Annotated in this window: 24 protein-coding genes, 3 pseudogenes and 1 other annotated feature; of the genes and pseudogenes, 11 read left to right on the top strand and 16 right to left on the bottom strand. The window is 27.3% G+C overall.

What is annotated here, in order from left to right:
• Positions 1-264: 264 nt before the first annotated feature.
• Positions 265-642 carry a BlaI/MecI/CopY family transcriptional regulator gene (locus JJC02_08940; protein UDN56252.1) on the bottom strand — a complete coding sequence of 126 codons (378 nt, stop codon included), beginning with the start codon at positions 640-642 and terminating at the stop codon, positions 265-267.
• A 339-nt stretch (positions 643-981) separates the two neighbouring features.
• On the opposite strand from JJC02_08940, the gene JJC02_08935 reads away from it, so the two are divergent.
• A complete protein-coding gene (locus JJC02_08935) occupies positions 982-1,461 on the top strand; it encodes a DUF2798 domain-containing protein (protein ID UDN56251.1) in 480 nt (159 codons plus the stop codon).
• 145 nt (positions 1,462-1,606) lie between these two features.
• Here JJC02_08935 and JJC02_08930 read toward each other — a convergent pair.
• The 7 genes and pseudogenes from JJC02_08930 to JJC02_08900 all read right to left on the bottom strand — a co-directional run bounded on the left by JJC02_08930 (position 1,607) and on the right by JJC02_08900 (position 8,367).
• Positions 1,607-1,807: pseudogene (locus tag JJC02_08930) on the bottom strand (pyridoxal-dependent decarboxylase).
• A gap of 106 nt (positions 1,808-1,913) precedes the next feature.
• A complete protein-coding gene (locus tag JJC02_08925; GenBank protein UDN56250.1) occupies positions 1,914-2,885 on the bottom strand; it encodes a carbohydrate kinase in 972 nt (323 codons plus the stop codon).
• Between the two features lie 25 nt (positions 2,886-2,910).
• The gene (locus JJC02_08920; GenBank protein ID UDN56249.1) at positions 2,911-4,392 is read right to left on the bottom strand and encodes a sucrose-6-phosphate hydrolase; all 1,482 of its coding nucleotides are present in this window, start codon (positions 4,390-4,392) and stop codon (positions 2,911-2,913) included.
• An 83-nt stretch (positions 4,393-4,475) separates the two neighbouring features.
• Positions 4,476-5,906, bottom strand: a complete 1,431-nt coding sequence (locus tag JJC02_08915) for a PTS transporter subunit EIIC (protein UDN56248.1) — start codon at positions 5,904-5,906, stop codon at positions 4,476-4,478.
• A 170-nt stretch (positions 5,907-6,076) separates the two neighbouring features.
• Positions 6,077-7,063, bottom strand: coding sequence for a LacI family DNA-binding transcriptional regulator (locus tag JJC02_08910; GenBank protein UDN56247.1), 987 nt, complete (start codon positions 7,061-7,063; stop codon positions 6,077-6,079).
• A gap of 85 nt (positions 7,064-7,148) precedes the next feature.
• Positions 7,149-7,426, bottom strand: a pseudogene (locus JJC02_08905) (cell wall-binding repeat-containing protein).
• A gap of 50 nt (positions 7,427-7,476) precedes the next feature.
• Positions 7,477-8,367 carry an MBL fold metallo-hydrolase gene (locus JJC02_08900; protein ID UDN56246.1) on the bottom strand — a complete coding sequence of 297 codons (891 nt, stop codon included), beginning with the start codon at positions 8,365-8,367 and terminating at the stop codon, positions 7,477-7,479.
• 148 nt (positions 8,368-8,515) lie between these two features.
• Here JJC02_08900 and JJC02_08895 point away from each other — a divergent pair, with 148 nt between their 5' ends.
• From JJC02_08895 to JJC02_08885, 3 genes are all read left to right on the top strand, one after another.
• On the top strand, positions 8,516-9,376 hold the full coding sequence (locus tag JJC02_08895; GenBank protein UDN56245.1) for a YitT family protein: 861 nt from the start codon (positions 8,516-8,518) through the stop codon (positions 9,374-9,376).
• A 408-nt stretch (positions 9,377-9,784) separates the two neighbouring features.
• Entirely contained in the window at positions 9,785-10,351 is a 567-nt protein-coding gene (locus tag JJC02_08890; GenBank protein UDN56244.1) for a TerD family protein, read from the top strand.
• Positions 10,352-10,391: 40 nt separating this feature from the next.
• Positions 10,392-10,973: a TerD family protein gene (locus tag JJC02_08885; protein UDN56243.1), complete on the top strand. Its 582-nt coding sequence runs from the start codon at positions 10,392-10,394 to the stop codon at positions 10,971-10,973.
• A 119-nt stretch (positions 10,974-11,092) separates the two neighbouring features.
• Here the strand turns inward: JJC02_08885 and JJC02_08880 are convergent, their stop codons facing one another.
• A complete protein-coding gene (locus JJC02_08880) occupies positions 11,093-12,010 on the bottom strand; it encodes a LysR family transcriptional regulator (GenBank protein ID UDN56242.1) in 918 nt (305 codons plus the stop codon).
• A 129-nt stretch (positions 12,011-12,139) separates the two neighbouring features.
• Between JJC02_08880 and JJC02_08875 the strand changes: the two genes are divergently transcribed.
• Both JJC02_08875 and JJC02_08870 read left to right on the top strand, forming a co-directional pair.
• On the top strand, positions 12,140-13,771 hold the full coding sequence (locus JJC02_08875; GenBank protein UDN56241.1) for an FAD-dependent oxidoreductase: 1,632 nt from the start codon (positions 12,140-12,142) through the stop codon (positions 13,769-13,771).
• Between the two features lie 2 nt (positions 13,772-13,773).
• The gene (locus JJC02_08870) at positions 13,774-14,721 is read left to right on the top strand and encodes a (4Fe-4S)-binding protein (GenBank protein UDN56240.1); all 948 of its coding nucleotides are present in this window, start codon (positions 13,774-13,776) and stop codon (positions 14,719-14,721) included.
• A gap of 452 nt (positions 14,722-15,173) precedes the next feature.
• On the opposite strand, the gene JJC02_08865 is transcribed toward JJC02_08870, so the two are convergent.
• On the bottom strand, positions 15,174-15,542 hold the full coding sequence (locus tag JJC02_08865; protein UDN56405.1) for a C-GCAxxG-C-C family protein: 369 nt from the start codon (positions 15,540-15,542) through the stop codon (positions 15,174-15,176).
• A 480-nt stretch (positions 15,543-16,022) separates the two neighbouring features.
• Between JJC02_08865 and JJC02_08860 the strand changes: the two are divergent.
• From JJC02_08860 to JJC02_08840, 5 genes and pseudogenes are all read left to right on the top strand, one after another.
• Positions 16,023-16,193: pseudogene (locus JJC02_08860) on the top strand (UDP-glucose 4-epimerase).
• Between the two features lie 159 nt (positions 16,194-16,352).
• Positions 16,353-16,700, top strand: coding sequence for a hypothetical protein (locus tag JJC02_08855; GenBank protein ID UDN56239.1), 348 nt, complete (start codon positions 16,353-16,355; stop codon positions 16,698-16,700).
• 39 nt (positions 16,701-16,739) lie between these two features.
• On the top strand, positions 16,740-17,714 hold the full coding sequence (locus JJC02_08850) for an exonuclease domain-containing protein (protein ID UDN56238.1): 975 nt from the start codon (positions 16,740-16,742) through the stop codon (positions 17,712-17,714).
• A 107-nt stretch (positions 17,715-17,821) separates the two neighbouring features.
• Positions 17,822-18,481: a DUF421 domain-containing protein gene (locus tag JJC02_08845; GenBank protein UDN56237.1), complete on the top strand. Its 660-nt coding sequence runs from the start codon at positions 17,822-17,824 to the stop codon at positions 18,479-18,481.
• Between the two features lie 2 nt (positions 18,482-18,483).
• Entirely contained in the window at positions 18,484-18,864 is a 381-nt protein-coding gene (locus tag JJC02_08840) for a DUF4363 family protein (protein UDN56236.1), read from the top strand.
• 249 nt (positions 18,865-19,113) lie between these two features.
• Here JJC02_08840 and JJC02_08835 read toward each other — a convergent pair whose 3' ends face one another.
• The 6 genes from JJC02_08835 to JJC02_08810 all read right to left on the bottom strand — a co-directional run bounded on the left by JJC02_08835 (position 19,114) and on the right by JJC02_08810 (position 26,357).
• On the bottom strand, positions 19,114-20,160 hold the full coding sequence (locus JJC02_08835) for a DUF4872 domain-containing protein (protein ID UDN56235.1): 1,047 nt from the start codon (positions 20,158-20,160) through the stop codon (positions 19,114-19,116).
• A gap of 115 nt (positions 20,161-20,275) precedes the next feature.
• Complete coding sequence (locus tag JJC02_08830) at positions 20,276-21,475, bottom strand: argininosuccinate synthase (GenBank protein ID UDN56234.1); 1,200 nt, start codon at positions 21,473-21,475, stop codon at positions 20,276-20,278.
• 252 nt (positions 21,476-21,727) lie between these two features.
• Positions 21,728-21,935, bottom strand: a binding site (T-box leader).
• 111 nt (positions 21,936-22,046) lie between these two features.
• Positions 22,047-22,784: a tRNA pseudouridine(38-40) synthase TruA gene (gene truA, locus JJC02_08825; GenBank protein ID UDN56233.1), complete on the bottom strand. Its 738-nt coding sequence runs from the start codon at positions 22,782-22,784 to the stop codon at positions 22,047-22,049.
• Positions 22,785-22,805: 21 nt separating this feature from the next.
• Complete coding sequence (locus JJC02_08820; protein UDN56232.1) at positions 22,806-24,239, bottom strand: HAMP domain-containing histidine kinase; 1,434 nt, start codon at positions 24,237-24,239, stop codon at positions 22,806-22,808.
• A gap of 2 nt (positions 24,240-24,241) precedes the next feature.
• Complete coding sequence (locus tag JJC02_08815; GenBank protein UDN56231.1) at positions 24,242-24,940, bottom strand: response regulator transcription factor; 699 nt, start codon at positions 24,938-24,940, stop codon at positions 24,242-24,244.
• 28 nt (positions 24,941-24,968) lie between these two features.
• Complete coding sequence (locus JJC02_08810) at positions 24,969-26,357, bottom strand: hypothetical protein (GenBank protein ID UDN56230.1); 1,389 nt, start codon at positions 26,355-26,357, stop codon at positions 24,969-24,971.
• Positions 26,358-26,406: the final 49 nt, after the last annotated feature.

The following is a 26,406-nucleotide window of genomic DNA, read 5'->3' as shown; positions in this document are numbered from 1 at the left end:
TGATATGGTTAAATAGAAATAATGATTTAGATTAGTAAATATTGATAGGTTATAAAATTATTTTAAATGTTAAAAGTCACTATTTAATAGGATAAGTGGTATCATTTAATTTGATACTCCTATTCCAAATATTTATAGGTACTTTACTAATTAAAACCTATTTAATATTACTTTATGAAATAGTGAGTAACTGATTAAATAATACCATTTATGGATTTTTTCAGCCATATATTAATTTAAATCTTAGAGTTTTAGACTACATAATTACTCCTCTTCTAAGTTTTTAAAATGACTTTCAAATAAATCTAATGTATCCTTATCTATGACTTCATCGTCATGTAGTGCGGAAACCAAACTCTGTAAAGAATTGTCGTGTATATTACTTAAAAAATCTTTTGTCTCAACACTTAAATACTCCTTATGTCCAACAACTATTGTATAATGAGTATATCTATCTATTTTTTCTGCATTTAAAAAATGCTTTTTAACAAGTCTTGATAAAAGTGTCAATGTAGTTGTTTGTTTCCATCCATATTTTTTTTCCATAGCTTCAATAGTTTCTTTTGATGTTACTGTATCATTTTTCCCCCAAATAAACTTCATAACTTTTAATTCTGCTTGTGGTATTTTTGAAATTGTCATAACCTTACGCCCCTCTCAAACTTTTATTAAATTAATACTATCGCAATATAGTTTTTAAGTCAAAGATTTTGTCGATAATAATATTTTCCAATTTTTACCAAGAACTATTTCTTGATATAATTTCATAACAAATTACATAATAAATCTTTATTCTACAATATAAAATTAAAATAGATAAAAAACCAATTTCTATGGATAACTATAAAAAATAAAATTTTTTTATATTCATTTAAGTCCGTTCTAAAAATAAATTTAAAATTTTAAAAATTTTACTTACGACAAAATTTTTCTTCATGTATAATCCTAATAGAAATAAATTACACTTGGAGGTAGATGAATATGCCACAAAATAGAAAAGAAAGTTTAATATTTACAGTACTTATGTGTGCTTTTATGGTCTTTTTTATGAGCGTTTATAATATTTCTATACACGATAAATTCTCATTAGATACTTTTAAAGATGCATGGTTGGATTTTCCAATTACATATATCATAGCTATGATTTTTGACTGGTTTATTGTTTCTAATATTGCAAAGAAAATAGCATTTAGTATTATAAGCCCAGATTCTAAACAAATTATAAAGGCTATTGTTATATCAAGTTGTATGGTATGTGGAATGGTTTTATGTATGTCTTTATTTGGAGCCATTAAATCAATTGGGTTTTCTAGTACACTTATCACTATATGGATTATAAATATAGTAAATAATTTTATTATTGCATTACCATTACAACTGCTAATTGCAGGACCATTAGTCAGATTTATTTTTAGAACATTGTTTCCAGAAGGCACAATTATTGAAATAGTAAATTCATAAAACAAATATAGTAAATTTACAAAACAAAATAAAGGTATAAAGAACTATTATGGCTCTCTATACCTTTTGTCACTCAAAACTATATATATTTTCATCATTATACATAAAAAATTATATATCCTAAACTAAATATTTAAAATATAATTTATTCAATGTATCCATCTCTTCTTTTATAATATTGCTTAGGAAGCTCATAACTAGAAAATAGCAGTGGAGATAAAGAATATGAGTAACTCCCAGCATTACTAATTGAAATCAAATCTCCTATATTTGCTTTTTTCAGTTTTACATTATTTGCTATTAAATCTAATGAAGTACAGAGATTTCCAACAACATTTACATATTCAAACACACACTTAAAATATTTTTAACGAAAAATACCTACCAATATTTATATCATAAATAATTTTCTTTGAAATACCATCCTCTTCAAATCCAATTACTTGTTACTACTATAAATTATTTATAAATTCAGCTATTTCTTTCTTTGTTGCATATGAATTTATAGCGCCTTTGATAGTTGTACTACGAGCTGCATAATAATTAGAAAACTCCAAATATTTATTTAATGTTTCTTGCTTCATTTCTTTTATATCATTTAATGTTATTTGGTTATCTAATAATGTGTATAAGAATGAACCTATATAAGAATCTCCTGCTCCTGTTGTATCTATTGCATTTACTTTGACCCCTTTACACATGCCTTTTACTTTTTTAGTGTATGCATCTACTCCATCTTTTCCTTTTGTATATAATACTAACTCAACACTCCCTACAAAAAGCTTATGTAGTGCATTTTCTATATCATTTTCTCCTGTTATAAATTCTAATTCTTCGTCAGATATCTTAACAATATGAGCAAAAGGTAAAAATTCTAATATTGCATTTTTACAAGACTGTTCACTATCCCATAAAGGTAACCTTATATTAGGGTCAAAACTTATTATACTATTATTCTCAAGTGCATATTCTATTGCTTTTTTGTGCGCTAATTTCATTGGACTATCTATTAAATCTACTGAACAAAAATGTAGGCTATGACAATTATCAAACCACTCTTTTTTAACTTCATCAGCTTCTAAAAGCATATCTGCACTTGGATTCCTATAAAATGAAAAATCACGATTACCATCTTCTTTTAATGATACAAAAGCAAGCCCCGTATTTGCTTTATTTGTTCTTAATACATAATTAGTATTTACATTTACTTCATTTAATACATCTATTATATAATCACCAAATGCATCTTTCCCTAACTTCGATATAAAACTTGATTTGCCTCCAAGTTTTGCTACAACAGCGCTAACATTTGCTGGAGCTCCTCCTGCTACTCTTTTAAATCCTGATACATTTTTTAATTTACAACCATTTTGATTAGGTATAAAGTCTATTAAAGCTTCTCCTATGCTAATTACTTTTTTCATCTTTTCTACCCCTTATAATATGTTTTTATAATTCAATACCTTGCTTTAATTTATATTTAGTATACTTATATTTTACTATTTTATCACTATAAACCTTTATTTGACTAGAATTTGCTTTAGCAAATATTCTACTAGTAAATACTGTTTCACCATCATTTATAAATATTTCTAAAATACTTCTATCTGCTAGTGCTTTGATATTAGTATTTTCATCAATATTTATATATTCTTTTCTATTTGTTCCATACTCAACACCGAAAACTTTTTCAAAGTTGCTCCTGTCTAAAGTTACTGTGCTTTCTACCTTATCAAATTCTAATTTTACACCTTCATCTTGTGATGCAAATAATTCTAGACCAAATTTATCACTATCAATATTTTTTATATTAATATTAAGTTCATATAAATTTTCATCATTTTCTATAATATCGATATTATCTTTTATAGTATTTTGTCCACTTGTTTCATCATATCTCAATTTAATTAATTCATCTACAGGCATTTGTAATAACTTATTATTTTTTATATTTAATTTTCTTGGAACAGTCAGACAGTGTGCCCACTTATTTTTATCTGTAGGATATAAAACTTCTCCCATTCCAGCCCATGCAAATAGTATTGTTTGTGAGTCTTTTACAAATGTTTGTGGTGCATAAAAATCAAATCCTTTTTCCATTTCTTTCATTATATCTATTTCAAATTCTAAATTATCTAAATCCATATTACCAATAGCATATACTACGTTATATATATTTTGATAATCAAATCCTTTAGGTTCTACTCCTTGTGGTGAAAATATTAATATATCTTTTCCATCTATATTAATATAATCTGGACATTCCCACATGTAACCAAAATCTTCATCTATATTTTTTACATTCAATTCTCCTTTAAAATGCCAATCTATAGAGTTTTCAGATTCATATACTATTATAGCTCCCTTTTTTTCACTTGTTTGTGCTCCAAGTAGCATAAAGTATTTAGCATTTTTTTTAAATACCTTTGGGTCTCTTACATGTCCTGTATATCCTTTTGGTATTTCACTTACTATTGGATTATTTTCATATTTAGTTATTTTGCCGTCTTTATCCATTATAGCTAAGTTTTGATATGCATATCTATCTTCTGCACTATACTTTATATTCCCTGTATAATACATGTGTAGTTTTTCATCTACTTCTATCGCATTTCCTGAATATGCTCCATGAGATTCATAACTTTTAATTGGTATTAATGCTACATCTTCTCTATTCCAATTTACAAAATCATCTGAACTTACATAAGCCCAATGCTTCATTCCATGAGTTACATCATATGGATACCATTGATAAAATACATGGTATTTACCATTATAATATGCTAATCCATTTGGGTCATTAAGTAGTCCATGTTGTGGATGTATATGAAATAGTGGTTTATATTTATCATTTAAAGATATATTTCTTAATCTATTTAATTCTTCTTTTGTCGATTCTAATATTGTTCTATATTTAGGCTCTTTGTACATACATTTATTCCTTTTCTTTTATAATTTTATATAGTCTTAAAAATCATTAATAGATAGCATTTTTTAATGCTATCTATAATTTATTAATTAACTGATTTTTTCTGTAATTTTCCAAGTAATATTGTTACTATCATAGCTACAACTATTGCTATTAAATGTGCTAATATATATTGAATATGTCCCCCACCTTGAGTAGACACTATCGCTAACCCTGGCACTGCTGTTGCTCCAAATGCCAATGCTGTTACTTTCATCATGTATATATACGCACCGCCTATTGCTCCACCTATACACCCTGCTATTAATGGATACTTATATTTTAAAGTAACTCCAAATATAGCTGGTTCTGATATTCCAAATAATACTGAAGCAAATGAAGATATTCCTATTTGACGAGCTTTTATATCTTTCCAATTTAATACTAAGTATCCTAATACAGCTCCACCTTGACCTATTAATGCTACTGACATAAGAGGCATTATAAAGTTAACTCCTGTATCTGCTATAAGTTGTGCTTCAACAGCTCCTATAACATGGTGAAGTCCTGTTATAACTATAACTTGCTGTACTCCAGCAAATATCATATATCCAAGTATTCCTAAGTTTTCAGTCGTCCATAATAAAGATGATGTTACTATGTTTGCTAAGCCTCTTCCTAATGGACCAACTACAACAAATAATAAAAATGATGCTACTATAACTGTACATATCGGCGCTAAGAATAACTTAAGCATATCATGTATTTTTGAGTTAAAGAATTTATCTAACTTAGCTACTACAAATCCCATCATAAGAGCTACTATTATTCCACCTTGGAATCCTACTAACTCAATTTTTAATCCAAATAAATCTATTATTTCTGGTACTACACTACCATTTCCTACTGCATATGCATTTGCAAGTTCTGGATGAAGCATTATAGCTCCTATTATTAGACCTAATACTGGACTTCCTCCAAATCTCATAGTTGCAGAATATACTACTAACATTGGTAATATAGTAAATATTCCTGTTGATGCTATACTTATAAATCTATTAAGCCCTGCTAATTGAGGATACATTTCTATTATTGACAATTCTCCAAATATTCCTTCTTGACCTAAAAGCCCTGTAATACCCATTAGCAATGCTGCTGCTAATAATCCCGGTATTATCTGCACAAATACATCTGATAAAGATTTTATAGCTTGTTGAAATTTGTTTTGTTTTTGAGTCGATTCAGATTTAACATCACTTAATGACATATTTTCAAATCCTGATATTTTACTAAATTCCTTATAAACATTGTTTACTATTCCTGCTCCAAATACTACTTGAAGTTGGTTTGATGCTATAAATACTCCTTTTACTCCGTCTAATTCTTCTATTGCTTTTATATTTGCTTTATCATTGCTATCTAAAACAATTCTTAATCTAGTTGCACAATGTGCTACGCCTTTTATATTTTGTTTATTCCCTATGTACTCTAATAATTGCTTTGATACTTTATTGTAATCAGTTATTTTTGCACTCATTTTGCTCTCCCTTTCGATTTTATTAAACCGGTTTCGAAACCGGTTTAATAAAAGATTATCATAAATTTATTTCGAATGCAATACTTCTTTTGAAAAAGTTTTCCTATTTTTAGAATTATAGTTCTTTTTTAATAAAAAAATACACATTACTAATATACGTAATGTGCATTCTAAGTTTTATTTATTGTACTTTCGCCTTCTATTAATTCAAATTTAATCTCCTTTAATAATGGTTCTTTTCTTTCTTCTATTAAGTTTACTATTGTATTTGCTGCTACCTTACCTGCATTTTCATTTTCAAACTTTATTGTTGTAAGTTTAGGGCTTATAATAGACAATACGTCATATCCTCCAAATCCAGCTACAGATATATCTTGTGGTATATTTTTACCTATCTTATTGATTTCTTTCATTGTTGCTATTGCTATATTATCAGTTGCACATATTATCATATCTGGATTTTCATTTTCTAACATTTCTCTACTTTTTTGTATAGATGTTTCTTGGTCAAAATCAGTATAAAATACTTTTGCATCATATCCTTTATCTTTTAAACCATTAAGTACTCCATTTTTTCTATTTAAACCAACTGATATATCATTTTCATCAACACCTAAATATACAATTTTTTTGTAATTTTTATTAGCAATATATTGACCCATTGTATACCCTGCCTCATAATCATCATTCACTATGCTATTGATACCATCAACCTTTTGTCCAACTACAACTATTGGTATATCTAACTTTTCAATTTCATTTTTATGTTCTTTAGTTATTTCAGTACCAACTAGTATTATTCCATCAACTTTTAGTCTAGCTAATTTTGATATACTATCTATTTCCGACCTTATTTTTCTACTAGTATTAATAATTAATGATGTATATTTTAACTCTTTAAGTTCTTCGTCTATTGCCATCATAATTTTAGATTTTACAAAAGAATCTAAACAAGGTGCTATAATACCAATAAAGTATGTTTTTTTAGCTCTCAGGCTTTGAGCAAATGCATTCGGCTCATATCCATGTTCATCTATTATTTTCTTTATTTTCTTTTTAGTAGAATCACTGATATCTTTATTGTTTAGATATCTTGATACAGTACTTTTAGATACTCCTGCCAAGTTAGCAATATCATTTATTGTTATTTTTTTCATAGGCTATCACCTTCTACATTTGATATATTCTATTTTATTATATTATATATTTAAAATAAAATATAGTTATTTATCCAGTCAATGCTTTTACATCTTTTTCTACTGAATTTTCAATAGTATTATAACCACCAATTATATATAATTTTTTTACAACATTAAAATTCTTATTATCTAGTCTATTTGAAGTAACTTTTGGTATTTCATTTCTTTAGTCAAAAGTATTGGTACGTTAATAGCTCCAGCTAATCCACTTGATGAAAGTTTATCAGATAGACTTTTATATACATTAGACAATATTACCGTATCATAAGTCTGTCTATCTCCTATAGGTCCTGCTGTTTCATACCTATTAATTCCTATTACAACAGTCATACTCAAATAATTCAATTGTATAATTTTAAAATTATGACTGTTTACACAGCTTTTATCATCATCTTACCGCCATCAAATATATATTCAACTATATCATTCTCATATAAATATGTTATATAAGAACGTATTGTACTTCCAACTAATACGTATTGATTAGCATCCAGCTTTACATTGTACAAATCACACATTTTTTCAATAACTTCATCAATCATAATTGGCTCACAACAAACCTTTTTAATATTATCTATTATCTCTTCCATCTTCTTCTTGTTAATATCAATTAAATTTTTTATATCTGTAGTTTTGACAGAGTGACTTGGGACAAAGAAATCTGCCTCTAACATTCTCAATTTTTCTAGTGTCTTAAATTGTGAATCTATATCTAATAGGAAGAAGAAATGATATTTAGTAATTATATTCTCTGGTGTAAGACTATCTGCAACAAACAAAACATTATCTGGAGTTCTAATACCAATCATTTCAAAATAATGACCTGGAAGAGAAATCGCTTCAAGTTCTGTGTCTACAACTTTTCCATTTGAAGGTATAATATAATCAACTTCACTTTCCTTTGCCAATAGAAACTTATTCTTCAGTGCTTTACTTGGATAACCTCCATATAGAAATACTGATTCTAATATTGGATTTTCTGTAAAATATCCTTCTATTTTAGTCGTGGCAATCTTACATTTTGTTTGATTTTTCAGATATGCATTTCCTCCTATATGGTCTGCATTTGAATGAGTGTTTATTATTAATTTAAGATTTAAATTATTCTCCTCTAACAATCTTAAAACTTGTCTAGCTGTATCCTTATTGTTTCCACTGTCAATTAAAATTACATCATTACCATCTATATATACACCTATTATTGTAGGAAGTGCAATATAATATGTATTTCCTTTTATATGTTCTAGAGTTAATTTAGCCATTTTATGACCTCCCCTTAAATTTACTTTTAATTATAGCATTTATTTTCTGAAAATTCTAATCAAATTATTTTTATAATATATTTTTATTTCTTTTATTAAAAATTGGAAAAACTATATAATATATATTATAATCTATATATAAGGAGTGATGTTATTGAAAAAAGATAGAATAACTTTTTCAGAAATTTTAATATTAATTGTAGGCTGTATATTAATGGCAATTTCCCTTAACTTATTTTTTAATCCACATGCAATTGCTGCTGGTGGTATAACTGGGCTTGGAGTTGTTTTAAATTCATTATTTGGTGTAGAACTTTGGATTGTCAATTTACTTTTAAATGTTCCATTATTCATATTTGCTTACAAAATACTTTCAAAGAAAGATTGTTTTAAAACAGTTTTAGGAATAATTTTTCTTACTATAGCACTTAAACTTACTGCAAATATGTCTACATTAGATATAACAAATGATATGTATCTTGCAATTATATCTGGTTCTATTTTAATGGGAGTTGGTCAAGGTCTTATTTTTAGAATAAATGGCTCTACAGGTGGAACTGATTTGATGGCACTCCTACTAAATAAATATTTTCCTACGTTTAGTATACCTGTTTTAATGGGTATTGTTGACTGCGTTGTAGTAGTTCTATCAGGTATAGTAAATAGACAGGTTGAAATTGCACTTTATTCAACTGTCGCCTTATACATTTTAGTAAAAGTTAGTGACTTGCTTATTGAAGGATTTAATTATTCAAAATCATTCACTATTATATCTGACCTTTCAAAAGATATAAGTAAAAAAATAATGGAAGACTTAGATAGAGGTGCAACTATCCTAAAAGGCGAAGGTGCATATACTGGAGAAAATAAGAATGTGCTTTTAGTAGTAGTTGAAAAGAAAGAAGTTGTCGAATTAAAAAAATTAGTAAAAAATGTCGACCCCAATGCATTCATTATAATTACAGATATACATGAAGCTTTAGGTAATGGATTTAAAAAAATAGAATAATTACAAAACAAACAGCAAGTATAATTAACATATATAAATGTAACTTTTTATATATTATATCATACTTGCTTTTTTTGAAATAAACAATTAAATGTATTAATTATTATTTTATATAAGTCTTTCTAGCTTTACTCTCATTTAAATAGTAACTTTAAAAATTATTCTCTCTGATTGAAATACCTACTCCATTTTGTAACAATCAAATACAAATTTAAATATTATAACACTACAAAATAATTTAAACCATATAATAGTGACATGTTTAAATTGTAAAATATTCATGTAATTATATAATAAATAATTTATAAATATAGCCAAATTAGTCTAAATACGTATATAATATATCTAACATGATTCTTATGCTTGGCACTGACAATCAAACTAAAAATATAAAAAGGAGAACTTAAAATGAGTGTTAGTTTACAAAAAGGACAAAGAGTTAGCTTAGTAAAAGACAATAATCCTGTAAAAAATTTAGTTGTAGGATTAGGATGGGATATGAATAAACTGGGTAAAAAAAACTATGACCTAGATGCATTTGCAATAGCATTGACTAACCAAGATAAAATGAGCTCTAGAGGTGACTTAGTTTATTTTGGAAATCTTAAACACCCTTCTAAAGCTATTATACATACTGGAGACAACTTAACTGGAAGAGGCGAAGGTGATGATGAACAAATAATTGTTAATTTAGATGATATACCTGAATATGTACATAAAATAATTTTTGGAGTTTCTATATACAAAGCTAAAAAAAGAGACCAAGATTTTAGTCAAATGAATAATTCTTTTATAAGACTAATTGATTCAAATTCCAAACAAGAATTATTTAAATATAATCTTCAAGAGGACTTCTCTGGTAAAGTAACAGTTTTGGCAGGGGAAATTTATCGCAGAAATGAAGAATGGAAATTTAATGCTTTAGGGCTTGGTCAAAATGAAGAACTTCGTGAATTATCTAATACATATAAATAATAATTACAATAAAAAAAATTATAACGAGGAGTTGGTTTAAATGGGTATAACTTTAGCAAAAGGACAAAAAGTAAGTTTAACAAAAACTAACCCTGGTCTAAAAAAAGTAATAGTAGGACTGGGATGGGATATTAATAAATATGATGGTGGTTTTGATTTTGATTTAGACGCTTCTGCATTTTTAACTGGAGCTGATGGTAAAGTAACAAATGATGGAGATTTTATATTCTATAATAATTTAAAACACGCTTCTGGGGCAGTTGAATATATGGGTGATAATAGAACAGGTGTTGGTGATGGTGATGATGAACAAATAAATGTGGACTTATCTAAGATACCACAAAACATTGTTAAAATATCATTTAGTGTTACTATAAATGAAGCCATTACAAGAAGACAAAATTTTGGACAAGTTGAAAATTCATATATAAGAATCTATAATGAAGAAACTAATGAAGAACTTATTAAATATGAGTTAGGGGAAGATTTTAGTATAGAAACAGCAATAGTAGTTGCAGAATTATATAGACATAATGGAGAATGGAAATTCAATGCCTTAGGCTCTGGTTTTGAAGATGGTCTTGCAGGATTATGTGGAAATTTTGGTGTTAATATAGGTTAATGCTAAGTAGTTTAAAATAATAAGGAGATTTTTTTAATTCTCTAGTAATATAATATTTAATAAAAATAAGAGCATATTAATATGCTCTTATTTTTATTAAATATTTTTACTTAGATATATTATAAATTGTTGACCCTTATACTCTTTTTTCTCATTTGTTTTTTTCCAAATTCTACTGAAATATCAAAAAATGATGAAATATTTTCTGTAAAAAACTTGCTTTTATGATATGCAATATCAAATGTTCTATGTAAGTTGATACCTTCAATATCACAAGCCCACAAAAGATGCTTTTTTAAATAATCCTCAATAAGTAATTCAGATATAACTGCAATACCAAAATTATCTACAACTGCTCTCAATATAGCTTCAGAATTATAACATGACCATCTAATATTCATTGGGATTTTTAATTCTTTTAATTGCTTTTCTAATTGTGCTCTTGTACCACTTCCTAATTCACGCATAATTAATGGTTGATTTGAAAGTTCTGAAACTTTTATAGAATCTCTTTTGTAGAATTTATGCTTATTTGAACATATAAGTACAAGATGGTCATTAATAATACTTTTTGTAATAATATCTGGATGCTTAATTTTCCCTTCTACAATTGCAATATCTAATTCACTATTGAGTAGTTTCTTTGCAATCAACCTTGTATCCTCTACAAATACTTCTGGTTCTATCAAGGGATTTACCTTATATAACTCTAATATTATTGGGCTTATTACACATGTACCAACAGTTACTGTTGCTCCAACTCTTATACGAATGTTTTTTGCACAGTGTTTCATGCAATCATTCATTTCTTCATTTACAGCTAAAAGATGCCTTCCGTATCCAAGAAGTTTTTTTCCTGCTTCTGTTAAGTATAATTTTTTTGAAATTCTATCAAATAGCTTAACTCCATACTCTTTTTCTATTTCTGAAATAACTTGACTAACTGATGACTGTGTAATATACATATTTCTTGCTACTTCACTCATTTTACCACATTCAGCAACCTTAACAAATATCTCAAGACTACGAATTGTCATATTATCACAACCTTAGCAAACATTAGTAAATGCTTATGATTTTATTAATATTTTAGTATTTTACAAATACATTGTCAAGAAGTATAATTTTAGCATAGAGTTATAAAGTAGATTGGAGTGTGGTATATTGTGAAAGTATTAATTATAGGTGGAGTTGCTGCTGGAACAAAAACTGCTGCAAAAATAAAACGTGAAATGGGTGATAATTGCTCTGTTACAATACTAAACAAAGGTGATGATATTTCTTACGCAGGTTGTGGTCTTCCATATTACGTTGGTAAGGTTATTAAAGACAAATCATCTTTAATCGTAAATACACCTGAAAGTTTTTCAAAACTGACAGGAGCAGAAATTCGTTGTGGAGTTGAAGTTACATCTATTGATAGAAATGCAAAACAAGTAACTTCGAAAACGATTTCAACAGGAGAAAAAGAAAATTTAAGCTATGACAAACTTGTAATTGCTACAGGAGCAGACCCAATAAAACCACCAATACCTGGAATTGATTTACCTGGAATATTTTTTATGCGTACTCCAAATGATGCTATAAAACTAAGAGATTCTATTGAAGATGGTATTAAGAGAGCTGTTGTTATTGGCGGAGGTTTCATTGGTCTTGAAATTGCTGAAAACCTTTCTGCAATGGGTATACGTGTAAGTGTTATTGATATGGCTGAACATGTCATGCCTGGATTTGATACTGATTTTGCTGAATATGTTGAAAATCATATGGCTGATAAAGGTATAATGATTTTTACAGGTGACCAAGTTGTAGGTATTGAAGGTGAAAATAAGGTTGAAAAACTTCGTACTAAAAATAGAGTTATTAAAACAGATTTGGTAGTCATGTCAGTTGGAATTCGTCCCAACACAGGTTTTCTAAAAGACACAGGTTTAGAATTTGCTCCTAATAACACACTTATTGCAGATGAATATATGCTTACAAATGATAAAGATATATATGTAGTTGGAGATTGTGCTTTTGTAAAAAATTCTTTAACAAATAAACCTACGTGGTCACCTATGGGGTCATCTGCAAATCATGAAGGTAGAATTTGTGCACAAAATATATCTGGAAAATCTAAAACTTACAATGGTGTTCTTGGAACAACAGTAGTAAAATTACCTGAACTCAATGTAGGAAAAACAGGTCTAAGTAAAGAAATAGCTGAAAAAGAAGGTTATAATGTTTGCTCTGTAACCATAGCTACTGATGATAAGGCTCACTATTATCCAGGTGCTTCTAATTTTATTATAAGAATGGTTGCTGAAAAAAATACAAGAAAATTATTAGGTGTTCAAGTTATGGGACCTGGAGCAGTCGATAAAATAGTAGATATCTCTGCTACTGCAATAACTTTAGGAGCTGACCTTTATTCATTAGAAAGTATGGACCTTGCATATGCACCACCTTTTTCAACTGCTATTCATCCATTTGTAGTATCAGTAAATGTTTTACAAAACAAACTAAACGGAGAACTTGATAGTGTTTTACTTGACGAAATTGAAGACTTTGACAGTTGGACTAAACTTGATGTTTCAAAAGCTCCTTCTATTCCTAGTTTGCGTTATCTTCCTGTTGGTGAAATTAATGGAGAAATTGAAGGTCTTGCTAAGGACGAAAAAATTCTTCTTATATGTGCTAAAGGTAAAAATAGCTATATGGCCCAAAATCGCTTAAGACGCTTTGGCTATACAAATACAAAAGTTCTTGAAGGCGGAATACTATTTTATCCAAATCTTAAGGTAATGGAGGAGTAATTATGAGTAATATTACAGCAGAACAAAAAAAAGAATTAAAAGGTAGAGGTTTTATACCAAGTAGGGACGGAGAACATTTTGTAGCACGTATAATAACTGTAAATGGTGTAATAAATACAGCACAAGCAAAAAAAATTACAGAAGCTGCTGAAAAATTTGGAAATGGTCAACTAGCATTTACTACTAGATTAACAGTAGAATTACCTGGTGTAAAATTTGAAGATATTGAAGCTTTAAGTGAATTTATTGCTAGTGAAAATCTAATCACAGGCGGAACTGGCTCAAGAGTTCGTCCTGTTGTAGCTTGTAAGGGTACTGTTTGTGTTCATGGTTTAACTGATACACAGGCACTTGCTGCTAAAATACATCAAGAATTTTACAAAGGTTGGTATGATGTAAAGCTACCTCATAAATTTAAAATTGGTGTTGGAGGATGCCCTAACAACTGTATTAAACCCGACTTAAACGACCTTGGAATTGTTGGTCAACGTGTACCTGATTACGACTCTGAACTTTGTGTTGGTTGTAAAAAATGTGCTGTCATAGAAGTCTGTCCTGTCAAAGCAGCTAAATTAACAGATGAAGGTAAACTTGAAATAGACAGTAATCTATGTAATAACTGTGGTAAATGTATAGAAAGTTGTAATTTTGACAGTATTGAAGAAAAAGAATCTAGTTATAAAGTATATATTGGAGGAAAATGGGGCAAATCTGTTCGTCCTGGAACACAGATTGATAGATTATTTTCAAAACAGGAACTTATGACTTTAATTGAAAAGGCAATTCTTTTATTTAGAGAACAAGGTAAAACAGGTGAACGTTTTGGAATAACTATAGACAGAATAGGTGTTGATGAATTCATAGAAATGCTTTTATCAGATGACGTTTTGGAAAGAAAAGAAGATATACTTGATGCTCCTTTACACCTTACAGGTGGAGCTCTGTGCTAATGATAAATGTTTTAATTGTATAAATAGCATTGACATATGTAAAAAAATTTAGTTAAGAATTAAAAAACTAATCAGTATAATTTGTAAAGATATACATATGTATATCTTTACAAATTATTATTTTATAATAACTATTTACTAATTCCATTTTATATAAAATACACAACAAGTAGTAATATCCGACATTGTCAAATTAATTTTAGATTGTATTAATTGAAAAGTTAACTATATTCCATTAAACTACCCCTCCAGTATTGAATAATCTTTGTTTTTTACTCATCTCATATATGTGAAAATCAACTTAAAATATTATAAATACTATACAATTGTGTTATTATCCAGTTTTATGTGTTATTATCCAGTTTTAATCTTGCCTACTACACCCAAAGTTTATTAAAAATAACATAAAAAAACAAGTATTCTATCAAATGCAAAATACTTGTTCTTTATAATTATTTTTGATTTTCTAGCATTTCATTTAAAGCATCGTATGTGAAATTTATTATTTCTTCACAACTCACTTTATTTTTCTTCAAGGATGAACATATTTCTGTGCTATATTTACCCCTTACTCTATTCATTAATTCTCTTGAGTATTTTCTTGCTATATTTTCATCTAAATTACTATTTCGTCCATTTAAATATCCTATTATAACAATAGCTGCATTTACAGCTCCACAGACACTTCCAACAGTAATTCCAACTCCCATACCACTTCCTATTGAGATTGGTATATCTGTGTTGTGTTCCTCGTTATAAGACTTTATTAATGCCTCTGCACAAGTGTATCCTTGGCTATGATATATTGATGGTCTTGTCATTTTTATACTTCCTTTCAAATTTTATTTTATATTTTTTACTACTTTTAAACATGATAATAGTACCCATATTTTATATAATATTTTTTGTATCTATAAAATCTAAAATATATTTATTATAAATAAATTTATAAATTTCTCGATTTATATTACTTTTTATTTATAAAGTTACTTTAATTTAATTCTTTATTTGATATGCTTTTATTATATATTAAATTTATTATAGTTTCTGTGACTTAGTCACACAATCTATATCTATACATAATAATTTAATCTAGTCTTTTATTATATAATATCCACTCATATATTAACTTTAAATTTTTAGACATTCACTACACTTCATTTAATTAATTCATATATTATTATTTTTAATTCTTTGTATTTAAACAAAAGATTTGATAAAATAAAAATAAGATTACATAAATTAAATCCTGAGTAGGTCATCAAATTGAAAAAAATATGATGTAGACACTATAATTATGAAGCGTTAAAAATAAAAGATATAAATCTTATATAGCAGAAAGTACAAAGGTGGATATGATGTATATTCCCGATGCACTTCAATCAATAGTAGATTTAATCGAAGATCCATCCGATAAACTTATTCATATAAATGCTTTTAATATTATTACTGCTATGAGTTTTGCTCCTGAATAAATAGTTGCTTCTATAAAAAAATGTATTCAAATAAAACTCAAAAATAAATAATAGTATTAAAAAGAAAGGAAAAGCTACTATTTTAAGTGTAATAAAAAATTTACTTAGATTTTTACTGCACTTTATATAATATAACGTAAGTAGCAGGTACTAATATTGCTAAATTTAAGAGAAATTAGAGAGGAAATAATAAAAAAATACATAGGTGATAGTTTAATTTCCGAGCTTACAGAAGAGTTAAAAAGTATACTTATAACTGATTTACAGTCTAACCCGTTTAAAAGTAATATTGAGCTCAGTATAATACCAGCAAATATAGAAATATTTAAAAAAATAGAAAATATATTGCTAGATTCTAAGGTTAATTTAAAAATGGGTTGGGAAAGAATACTTATAAATTATATCTTAAAAGATTTATTTGAATTAAATTATGAAATAAATAAAAGTTGTAATGAGCCTTTGATGTTTAGAGTCATTATATCTATTGATTCTTATGATGTTTAGACTCAATAAATAATATACTTGAGGATGTGCTTTAGACTTATGAAATACAAGTTATTTATAGATTTTGAATTTAATATATTAGATGATAATAAAAATAAACCAAAAGAATATAATGGAGCCGAATTAATCTCTATTGGAGGAGTTTTAGTAGATAATAAATTTAATATAATAGATGAATATTACTCTTTGGTTAAGCCAAGATACAATACAATACTTTCAAATAAATGTAAAAAATTAACTAAATTGAACCAATTAGATATTAATAATGCTCCTAATCTTTTATATGTTTTGGATGATTTTTATAAATGGTTTTGTAAATTTAATGATGTTACAATATATAATTGGGGTGATTTTGATATAGTTGGTCTTCTAACTTCATTCAGAGTATATAAATATACAGGTAAATGCTTAGAGTTGTTTAATATGATGATTGACATTCAACCTTTTATATCTCAACATATTACATACAATAATAGAATCTTATCTAGACAACTATCTTTACTGAATATGAAAAAGATTTTTTCTGTAAAAGGAGATATTAAACATAACTCACTTTCAGACGCTGTGGATTTAATGAACGTATGTAAATGCTTTTACTTTAACTCCGCTAAAAATGTCGATATTCTTGAAGAATTGTACAATAAATTACCTCCTCTAAAAACACCTTTATATTATATGCCCTACTTTGAAGATGAAAATTTTGAACTTAAATTTGATAAAACTCCAGAAGATATAATAATATATCTTAAACAAATATTAAACATACTAAATATAAGTAAAAAAGAAATTTATTTTAAAAAAAGAAGTGTATTAGTGAATAACTCTAAAATTATTAACTTTAAAAATCTTTCTTCTTCTTTCAAATTAATAAAGCTCAATGAATTTGAAGAATATCCTGATTTTGTCTTAAAATTAGGAGATAAAAAGAGTTTTGTTGAATCTGTTGTTAAGATAAATAAAAGCAACAGAAAATCTATAAAAAATTTAATATTAAAATTATCAGAAATACCTTAAATAGTTGAATTCAATTATTTAAGGTATTTTTGATACCTTGAATTAAAACTTTTATACAGGACATACTAACTAAGTATAAATATTTTTTAAAGGAGTAATTGATAGATATGACAGTGGTGTTAATAAGAAGTATTATATTATACATAACAGTGCTAATTGCACTTAGAGTCATGGGAAAAGGTGAAATAGCTGAAATGAACTGTTTTGATTTAGTTATAACACTCTTAATTGCAGAAGTTGCATCAGTTCCAATGGAAAATAATAATATACCAATTATAAATGGTGTTGCAGCAATAACTGGACTTGTAATTATGCAAACTCTAATTTCATTTTTATCCTTAAAAAGCAGAAAATTGAGTTCATTTTTATCAGGCAAACCTTCTGTGCTAATAGATAAGGGAAAAATTATATATAAAGAACTAAAAAATGAGAGGGTTACTATAGATGAGTTATTGGAACAACTTAGAGTTCAGGGTTACTTCAATTTAAAAGATGTACAATATGCTATTTTGGAAACTGATGGTAACCTAAGTGTCGTTCCAGCATCAACTTATAATAGTACTCCTCCAAAAGCTTTTAATCATTTACCAATTCCACTTATATTGGATGGTAGAATAATAAATAAAAATCTAGACATAGCTAAAAAGGATACTAATTGGTTGATGGGTATTTTAAAGTCTAATCACATAGAAACTTTTAAAGATGTTCTTATTTGTGTTTTAGATGAAAACGACAAAATATTTATTCAAAATAAAAAGGGTGATTAATATTGAAATCTGCAACATTTGTTATACTATGGACTATCTTATTTGTATTATTTGGATTTTACATTAATAATAAACTATATGATTTTACAGATGAATATAAAGATAACATGTCTGTTTTAGAAAAATCTATAGAAAATGAAGACTGGGAAAAAGCTCAAAAAGAGGCTGATTCCATATCTACAAGATGGGCTAAAGAAAAAAATCATTGGTACAAAGTTTTAAATCATGAATACTTTGATGAAATAGGATTAAAGTTTAATATTCTCGATAAAGCAATTTATACTGAAGATAAATTAAAATCTTTAGAAGAAGTTGAAAGTATAAAAACATATTTGGGAAATATCGTTGAAAGTGTTAAGTTTGATGTAAACTATATATTTTAATAATCTTAAATAAGGATATAGATGCAAGTAATTTATATCCTTATTTTTTGCTTCTAAATTTTCAATACTTATTATTATAAAAATGTTGACTTGACATTATCGCCTTAACTTTTCTCATCAGAAACCTGTTTTACTGTTCTTATATCTACACCTCAAAATTTGATTTTATAGCTATCAATATTTACTAATCTATTCAAGCTATATTTTAATATTACACTATTATGTAATGTTAGGGTCAATAATATATTTTTATATATCCAACATCAAGTATCCTGTTTTCATATGCTTTAAAACCTCAGAGAATAATAACGGAAGTTGCTCTGTATCATCACATTTTTGAGTTAAATAATCTATTATAATATTGGATATTTTCTCAATTATAACAGCACCTTTATCAAAAATCTGAGCTACTTGTATAAAAGAGTCGTTTTTATATTCCTCACCAATACTGTTAAGCATTCTACTCATTTTATCAAATCCACCTTTAAATTGAACAGTATCTGGTTCTTTAATTCCTTTGATTGCATTTGGAATTGTTGGTACTGTCCCAAAAAACATAACCATATTAGCTAAAATTTTATCATAATCATCTTTCTGCAATTCAGTTTTCCACTGTGGCAACTCTTTAATAAACTTTTCAAAACCTTTATATCCCAAAAATCCTTTAGATGGGTTTAAAAACATATCACGCTTTATGGAAATAGCTTCTTGAGCAATCCTATATTTATTCTTTGAAGTATTCATTCTTACTGTACAAATAGTATTTTCTTTGCTCAATCCAGGATAACTACAATTCATACTTTCACGTAATTCATCATAAGAAATATCTAATAGTTCTGTTCTTCCACAGTCATACAAATATATTCTTTCATCATCATATCCCACCATTAACACATAATGAAAAGGAATGTGTTCTTTATGATATAACTTTTTATAATATGGTAGGTAATACATATCTAAAGCTCCTAAAATAACTGGACACCCATTATCAATTTCAATTTTTGCTTTCTTTAATGCTTGCTCATATTTTTTAAACTCATAATGTTTGTATTCAAAACCCACAATTGGAGCTAAAAATTCATACATCTTTTTTGTCCTTCCATCTCCCAAAGCTACCATTCTTTTTAACTCTGCTTTATTTGTTTTCATATAACAAAACGAACCAAAACTTGATAGTAAAAAGAAAAAATCGTTTGGAAGACATTCATCTGTTTTATTTATATATAAATCTTCTATACCATTCCACATACATTCATAATCATGTGAATGATGTTTAATTTCAATTATTTTTCTCATATAACCTATCTCCTCACTATAATTGTTAGATTCAGTATAACCCTCTTACAATAAGAGAGTCAATATCTATTATATTTTAATATTACTAGGCTATTTGAGACTATAATTTATTTTATTATTTTCCTGCTTTCATAGCTCTGATTTTTAATGGTAAAGTAAATAAATTAATAAATCCTTCTGCATCTTTGTGGTCATAAAGTTCACTATTTCCAAAAGAAGATATTCCCTCATCATAAAGAGCATTTTCAGTAAATATTCCAGCAGGTTTTATATTTCCTTTGTAAAGTTTAACTTTTACTGTTCCTGTAACATTATCTTGAGTTTGCTCCATAAATGCATCTATAGACTCTCTTAATTTACAGTACCATAATCCATTGTAAATAAGTTCTCCATATTTATAAGACACCATTTGTTTGAAATGTAATGTATCTTTGTCCAAAGTAGCACTTTCTAAAATATTATGTGCTTCATAAAGAATTGTTCCTCCTGGAGTTTCATATATACCTCTTGATTTCATACCAACAAGTCTATTCTCAACTATATCTATAACACCAATCCCATGTTTACAACCCAACTCATTTAATTTATGAATCAATGCAACTGGAGATAATTCTTCACCATTTATCTTTTTAGGAACACCTTTTTCAAAGTAAACCTCTACATATTCAGCTACATCACATGCATCTTCTGGGTCTACACATTGTTTGTAAACATCTTTTTTATGTTCATTTTCTAGGTGTTCTATATCCCCACCTTCTGTTGATACATGCCAAAGGTTAGCATCTACTGAATATATTTTAGTTTTAGTTGCTGTTACCTTTATATTGTGTTTTTCAGCATAGTCTATAGCATCTTCTCTTGATTTTATATCCCACATTCTCCAAGGTGCAATAACTTTTATAGTTGGGTCAAGAGCTGCAATTGTAGCTTCAAATCTAACTTGGTCATTACCTTTTCCTGTACATCCATGACATATATATTTTGCACCTTCTTTATGAGCAACTTCAACTAATTTTTTAGCTATTATAGGTCTTGCTAAAGAAGTTCCTAATAAATATTTTCCTTCATATTTAGCTTCTGCTTTTACAGCTTTAAATATAGTTTCAGTTACAAATTCTTCACTTATATCATCCACATATGCCTTTGAAGCTCCACTTTGTAAAGCTTTTTCATAAACATCTTCCATTTTATCCTCTTGACCTACATTTCCACAAACAGCTATAACATCTATATCTTCATAATTTTCCTTTAACCAAGGTATTATGATTGATGTATCAAGTCCTCCTGAATATGCTAATACTACTTTTTCCTTCATTTTAATTCCTCCCAATCTCAAATTATGATTTTTATTTAATAGAAATTCTTAATATTGAATGACTTTTAGAATTTAGATTTACATAAAATCATTTTAATACTAAAAAAACCTCTCAGTATTTTTAAATACTAAGAGGCGAAATATCCGCGGTACCACTCTTATTGATAAACCTTAGCTAATCAATTAGTAAATGTTCAACATACTAAATAAACATTAGTAATTAAATATATTAAAAAACGCCTCTTGGAAAAACCAAGAGACGAAATATATCCGCGTTACCACTCTAATTGATAAGATAAACTTATCCACTCTTTCTCTTAAGGCGAGATTACCTACTAACATACTAAATTCAATTAGTATCCTCCAAAGTTCTTTTCACTAATATTCATTTGCTAAGCTTCCACCATCCTCAGCTCTCTATAAAACACATAGAAGTTACTCTCTTTCTCACAGGATTTAAATATAAAGTTTTATATCTCTCTTATAAAATATATAATAGTTTATTTTTCCATTTATGTCAACTATATAATTTATTTTATTTTTTATTTTAAAAAGAGTTTTATATAATTGACTAATATCTTACTTTCCAAAGACATAGCCCTTTAGCTGGTGCAGTATCTGATGACTGACTTCTATCCTTAGATTCAAGCATATACTTAATATCTTGTGGAGCTATTCTTTTTAGTCCAACATCCATCAAAGCACCTACTATTATTCTTACCATGTTATACAAAAATCCATTTCCTTCTATATATATTTCTACAATATTATCGTCTTCTTTTATATTTATTGAATAAATTTCTCTTACATTTGATTTTTTCTTAGATTTAGAAGAAGCAAAACTAGTAAAATCATGTTCTCCTATTAAATATTCACTTGCTTTTCTCATCCTATCTAAATCTAATTTTTTACTTACATGAGTAGCATATCTTCTTATAAAAGGATTGTGATATTTATTATTGTCAATTCTATACATATAAGTCTTTGATTTTACATTGTATCTTGAGTGAAATCTTTCATCAACTTCTTCAACAGCTTTTACAACTATATCTTCTGGTAAATATTCATATAAGTATTTTTGAATTTTGTCCACTGAATCCATACAATTAGTTCTAAAATTTATCACTTGTCCTCTCGCATGAGCTCCCATATCAGTTCTACCAGAACCAATTATCTCAACTGTTTCATTAGTCATTTTACTTAAGACTGTTTCAAGTTTTTCTTGTATCGTCATATTATTATCACCTAGTTTTTGATATCCTTTATATCTTGAGCCATCATATGCTACTATCATTTTTATGTTTCTCATTTTAATCCTCTTTCTAAGAATTTATGCTTGTTTAGCAAACTTATTTTTTATATTAAAAGTTATTTTTGTTCCTACATTTTTTTCACTTTCTATTTTCATTCTTCCACCATGAAGTTTTACAATTTCATTACTGATTGCTAATCCTAATCCACTACCAGCCTTATTATAATCTTCTTGGAAAAATTTATCTAACACTTTATTTAGATTTTGCTTTTCTATACCTGAACCATTATCCTCAACTGATATGGTCGTTATCTCTTCATCCTGAGAAGCTACAACTTTTATGTAACCACCTTGACTGGTAAATTTAAATGAATTTTGTATTAAATTTATAAGAACTTGTCTTAATCGGTTCTTATCTCCTTGAATATTTTCTATAAACTCATTTTCAAATTCAAATAACAGTGATATATCCTTTTCGGCTGCTTTAACTTTAAGTTGATTTACAACACCTACAACCAAGCCTTCAACATCAACTATATCAACATGAAGCTTTATCCTATCTGAAGAAAGTCTTGAAAAGTCCAACAACTCTTCAACTAGTTTTATAAGTCTTTCCGTTTCATCTTGTATGATACCTAGACCTAAGTCTAACTCTTCTCTTGTTATACTTTCATAACCTAAAGTTTCACTCCACCCCTTTATGGATGTAAGAGGAGTCCTTAGTTCATGAGATACAGAGGATATAAATTCTTCTTTTAATTTTTCACTCTTATCAATCTCATGTGCCATATGTTCAAATGTCTGTGCTAAATCACCAATTTCATCATCTACAATTTTCATTTTTTCTAATTTTATATTGTAATTTCCTACAGCCAACTCATTTGCAAATTTCTTTAACTCTCGTAATGGTTTTATAAGAGTCTCAGCAAATTTAAGACTTATTAGTATTGCTATAATAAGTATAAATATTCCCACTAATATAAGCCATGTAGCTTGCTTTAATATTGCATTATCAATAGCATCTAATGAAACTGTATATCTAACAACACCTTCTATTATATTATTTACCTTAAGTGGTAAGGAGATACTCATAACATGCTCTCCTGTATCTTGTATTCTATAGGTATATGGTGTTAAATTTTTGGTTTTTATATCTTTTAGTGCATTGTTAACGTCTTCATAATTTGCTTTTTCTTTACTTTTAAAACCATATTGGTCTAATATAATATTTTTATCCTTATCTATTATTGAAATTCCAAATTCTGAATTCTTAGTTAAGGGTTGTTTATCAAATATATTTTTTACTTTTTTCTCAAAACTTGTAGTTTCCATTGTAATAGCATTATATTCATCAGTATATTTTATTTCAGATTCAAGTAGTTGTTTGACAGAATCATAATAATAGTTTTGTATATAAAACATAAACACTCCTTCAAACAGAGTAACCATTATAATAATTATTATAAAATAGTTTTTTATTACTTTTTTTCGCAGACCTTCAAAATGTAACACTATTACTCTTCCTTTCTAAAACAGTATCCATAACCCCAAATAGTTTGTATATATTTTGGTTTTGATGGGTCATCTTCTATTTTATTTCTTATCCTTCTTATATTTACATCGACTATTTTAAAATCATATAAATAGTTAGTTCCCCACACTTCGTCTAATATCTGGTCTCTACTTAACGACTGCTTAGCATTTGATATCAGATATTTCACTATTGAAAATTCGGTTGGTGTAAGTTCAATTTCCTTTCCATTTTTAAATAATTTTCTTTTGTCTATATCAAGTATAAATGGTGGAGATACTATTTCACTTGACTTAACACTTGAATCATCCTTTGCTACTCTTCTAATAAGAGCAGAAACTCTAACTAAAAGTTCCTTTATACTAAATGGTTTTATAATATAATCGTCTGCGCCTGAAATAAATCCTTCTATTTTATCATCCTCTTGAGCTTTAGCAGTAAGCATTATTATACCTACTTGGTCAAAATTCTCCCTTATAAATTTACATACTTCTATTCCACTTATATCTGGAAGCATCACATCTAAAAGAGCTATTGTAATATCACTTTCTGTTGTCATTTTTTCTATAGCTTCTCTCCCAGTACCTGCCTCAACTATCTCGTAACCTTCTCTTTTTAAGTTTATACTGACAAAACTTCTAATCCCAATTTCATCTTCTAGTATAAGTATCTTTTCCTTCATAAAATAAAACCTCCAATTGAGTATAATATTAACCATATATTAATGAGAAATATTCTTTTAATGCGTCTATAGTAATATCTAGCTTATCCATTCCATTTGCATTGTTTATAACTAGTAAAAAAGTATATTCATCGCTCTCTTGAAGTACAATAGAATTTTGAGTACTTGTATTTTTTCTATCTTCAAGTTTGTTTTTACTCTCTACTACTATATTAAATAAATTCTTACGGTCTGAATAGTCAAAATAGTAAAATTTAAATACTGCTTTTTCTCCAACAAATTCCTGTTCAACAAGTATTTTATCAAATAAATTATTTGGAATAAATAATTTAAAATTATATTTATAATTATAATATATCTGACTTGTAAATATTAAACTCGAGTTAGCACCTTCATTTCCATTCCATCTATACCAACTTATATTTGCAGATGCCTTAGAGCTATAAGTATTTCTATTATTCCCTGTATTTCCTGCTACTATAGGTATTTCTATAATCTTATCTTTATCAACATCATCTACAGGTATATAATAAGATTTAGTAATAGTTTTATCATAATCACTAAAAGCTTTGTTAATTTTTCCATCTTTCATATAAAGTATCTGTGTAATATAGTTATTATCTTTCAATATAGGTATATCAAGTACAACGCCTTTTATAGCTGCCGAGGAATTTCCAATAGATGAAGCGACATTACCTAATGTTATATATAGTTCGCTTAAATTTTTTACATTTTCAAACTTAACATAGTCTTTGATTTTCATACTCTCATCAAAATTTGCAACACTTGCAAACATTTCATTAGTCTTATTATTCAAATGAAGCATCAATATATCTAATTTGTCATCTCCATCTATATATCCAATTTTTACTTTCATGTCATTAAAATCTTCTTTATTTTGAAGCCATGATGCATCCAAGTCATATATTTTTGTTATTTCATTATCTATTACTTTATATATATGCATATTCGTTTTGTCTTTGGATTTAATCAATAAGATAACTTCCTTATATCCATCTGAGTCCAAATCATAAAAATTAGCATATTCTATTGATTCACCATTTTCTAAAAAATGGTCTCCAAGTACGTATTTTTCTCCATTGTAACTCAAGGTTACAAACCCTACCTGACTAATATTATTGCTCAAATCTTCTTTTTGTTCAAATACTACTAATTCATCAACTCCATCGCTGTTTAAATCTACCTTATTTATTTTTCCTACTTCTTTTGTATTAGAAGGCAATATCATAGATGAATCCGGTTTTAGTAACTGGTCAATACCATCATACAATACTTTTTTTGTATCGTCATAGTCAGGTATCTTTGCTAATTGTTCTGGAGATTCAGTCTTTACATTACACCCAGTAACAAATAACATCATTAAGGCTACTACAGTAACAAGCTTTAATACTTTCATTTAACTCCTCCTAATCCTATAAATCTTTAAATTTGGTCATAAAAATCTC

Source organism: Clostridioides sp. ES-S-0054-01 (genome assembly GCA_021561035.1).
Classification (GTDB): domain Bacteria; phylum Bacillota; class Clostridia; order Peptostreptococcales; family Peptostreptococcaceae; genus Clostridioides.
The sequence above is the reverse complement of the archived record's forward strand: the minus strand, read 5'-3'. Positions and strand labels throughout refer to the sequence as shown.